1 protein-coding gene is annotated in these 3,205 nt (G+C 39.4%); it reads left to right on the top strand.

Translation table 11 applies throughout. From position 1 onward, the window contains the following. On the top strand, window positions 1-2,932 hold a 2,932-nt coding region (locus tag ACNQGH_RS21770), incomplete at its 5' end, for a T9SS type A sorting domain-containing protein (protein ID WP_417958117.1). Window positions 2,933-3,205: the final 273 nt, after the last annotated feature.

Genomic DNA, 3,205 nt, shown 5'->3' with positions numbered 1-3,205 from the left:
TAATCCTTCTGGAAATGCGGCAGCCTTTACAACATGGTTGGCGAGCTTCTCTGGTAGCGATACTTGCGGAACAGCGACAGTAACAAATGACAGTACAGGATTAAGCGATTTATGTGGAGCAACAGGAACAGAAACGGTAACCTTTACACTTACCGATTTATGTGGAAACTCAATTACAAAAGACGCGACCTTCACCATCATAGATACTACCGTACCGACCTTCACCCGTCCTGCGGACATCACCATCTATACCGATGCAACATGCGGATACGATGCGACAGTTACAGCAACCGGCGATGTAACCAATGAAGCAGACAACTGCTCCACCGGATTACAGGCAAGCTTTACTGATGTAGTAACTAATGGTTCATGTCAGGGAAGTAAAGTGATCACCAGAACATGGCATTTGGTTGACAACTGCGCAAACGCAGCAGCAGACCAGGTACAAATCATTACTATTCGTGATAACACCGCACCAACGTTCACTCGTCCAGTAGATAAAACTATATACACATCTGCAACCTGTACTTACGATGCTAGTGTAATAGTAACTGGAGATGTAACAAATGAAGCGGACAACTGTTCAACTGGATTGAATTCAACATTTACGGATGTAGTAACTAATGGCTCATGTCAGGGAAGTAAAGTAATCAAAAGAACATGGCATTTGGTTGACAACTGCACAAACGCAGCAGCAGACCAGGTACAGACCATTACAGTTCTTGATACTACCATACCGACCTTCACCCGTCCTGCGGACATCACCATCTATACCGATGCGACATGCGGATACGATGCGACAGTTACAGCAACCGGCGATGTAACCAATGAAGCAGACAACTGCTCCACCGGATTACAGGCAAGCTTTACTGATGTAGTAACTAATGGTTCATGTCAGGGAAGTAAAGTGATCACCAGAACATGGCATTTGGTTGACAACTGCGCAAACGCAGCAGTAGACCAGGTACAAATCATTACTATTCGTGATAACACCGCACCAACGTTCACTCGTCCAGTAGATAAAACTATATACACATCTGCAACCTGTACTTACGATGCTAGTGTAATAGTAACTGGAGATGTAACAAATGAAGCGGACAACTGTTCAACTGGATTGAATTCAACATTTACGGATGTAGTAACTAATGGTTCATGTCAGGGAAGTAAAGTAATCAAAAGAACATGGCATTTGGTAGACAACTGCACAAACGCAGCAGCAGACCAGGTACAGACCATTACAGTTCTTGATACTACCGCGCCGACCTTCACCCGTCCAGTAGATAAAACTATATATACAACAGCAACCTGTACTTACGACGCTAGTGTAATAGTAACTGGAGATGTAACCAATGAAGCAGACAACTGCTCAACTGGATTAAATTCAACATTTACTGATGTGGTAACTAATGGTTCATGTCTGGGAAGTAAAGTAATCAAAAGAACCTGGCATTTGGTTGATAACTGCACAAACGCAGCAGCAGACCAGGTACAGACCATTACAGTTCTTGATACTACCGCGCCGACCTTCACCCGTCCAGTAGATAAAACTATATATACAACAGCAACCTGTACTTACGACGCTAGTGTAATAGTAACTGGAGATGTAACCAATGAAGCAGACAACTGCTCAACTGGATTAAATTCAACATTTACTGATGTGGTAACTAATGGTTCATGTCTGGGAAGTAAAGTAATCAAAAGAACCTGGCATTTGGTTGATAACTGTGGTAACTTAGCCATCGATCAAGTACAGACAATTACCATAAGTGATAACATTACTCCATCTATTACATGCACAGCAAACAAATCTGTTGTTCCTAACAATGCTTCATGTACTTACAAACATTCTGGCACAGCGTGGAATGCTACTGCAACAGATAATTGTAGCAGTACAGTTATTAAGTATACATTAAGTGGTGCTACCACATCAACAACAGGTGCTTATACGACACTTGATAATGTAATATTTAACACTGGAGAAACGACAGTAACTGCAGTTGCAAGTGATGCATGTGGCAATAATTCCACTTGTAATTTTACGGTAACCGTTACTAAAACATTGGATGTAACAGTCAATAATAACAACCCACAACTTTACTATGGCTATTCACTTGATCAGTCTTCTATTATAAAAGGAACACCGTCTGGAGGAGTTGCACCATATAAAATTTGTATCACTATGAGTAAATTAGATATGTCTTCTAGAATACTTAATTGTAACGTAGTTTCAAGTTCAGGTAATGAAAATTGGACCGCTAGTATTGGTTCTCCTGCAGGTTCCGCTGCAAGTGCTTCAGTAGGTAACACTTGTCCAGCATCTGGTTCTTCACCAATATCTACAGCAACGAATGTACCTGTTGGAGGTTCTTATTCAGTTACTGCAACTTTGATGGCAAATGCTAGATTTACTGTAACTGTTACCGATGCCATTGGATGTACAGTATCAAAAACTACTGATGTATATTCAGAAGACGATCGTTGCTTTGCCGGTAATAGTGGTAATGCAAAAGTTAAGATTTGCCATAGAACGGGTAATAGTAATGATCCATGTCATGAATTGTGCGTTGATCAATCCGCTGTTCAATCTCATTTAGATCATGGCGATTATATAGGTAGTTGTTTACCGTTGTGTGTGACACCTACGATACATACAAAAATGGTTAAACTTGATAAAAAACTTGTAGAGTCTACTCCATTTGATGTGATAGCTTATCCAAACCCAACGGATCATCAATTTACCTTGATTGTAGAAGGAGGTAGCGATGAAAAAGTAGAAGTATTAGTATATGATTCACTTGGAAGAATGGTGAAACACATAGATAATAGTGATGGACAACAAATCAAGTTTGGAGATGGGCTTCCATCAGGTGCCTACATTGCGATAGTTAGTCAGGGTATTAACCAAAAAACAATCAGATTGATAAAAGAATAAAGGTTGTTTATAAACAGGTTTTAAAAACTCCATTTCAATTTTTATTGGAATGGAGTTTTTTTATAAAGCAATTAGAATGTTTTGGAAATTCAGTTTTATATAATAACAGGAAATACAAAGTATCTGGAATAGGATAATCAAATGAAAAGGAAATGATTTAACCCAAGTTGCAGGTCTTTAGCCCGAACTGCCACTGTCTATAAGTGATTCACTTTTTTTTATTTCCAGTTTGTGTACTACAGACTTTTTAGTAAACGGATAATATTTCAATTT

The sequence above is a fragment of the Flavobacterium kochi genome (assembly GCF_048286715.1).
Classification (GTDB): domain Bacteria; phylum Bacteroidota; class Bacteroidia; order Flavobacteriales; family Flavobacteriaceae; genus Flavobacterium.
This window is presented reverse-complemented; position numbering and strand designations above follow the sequence as displayed.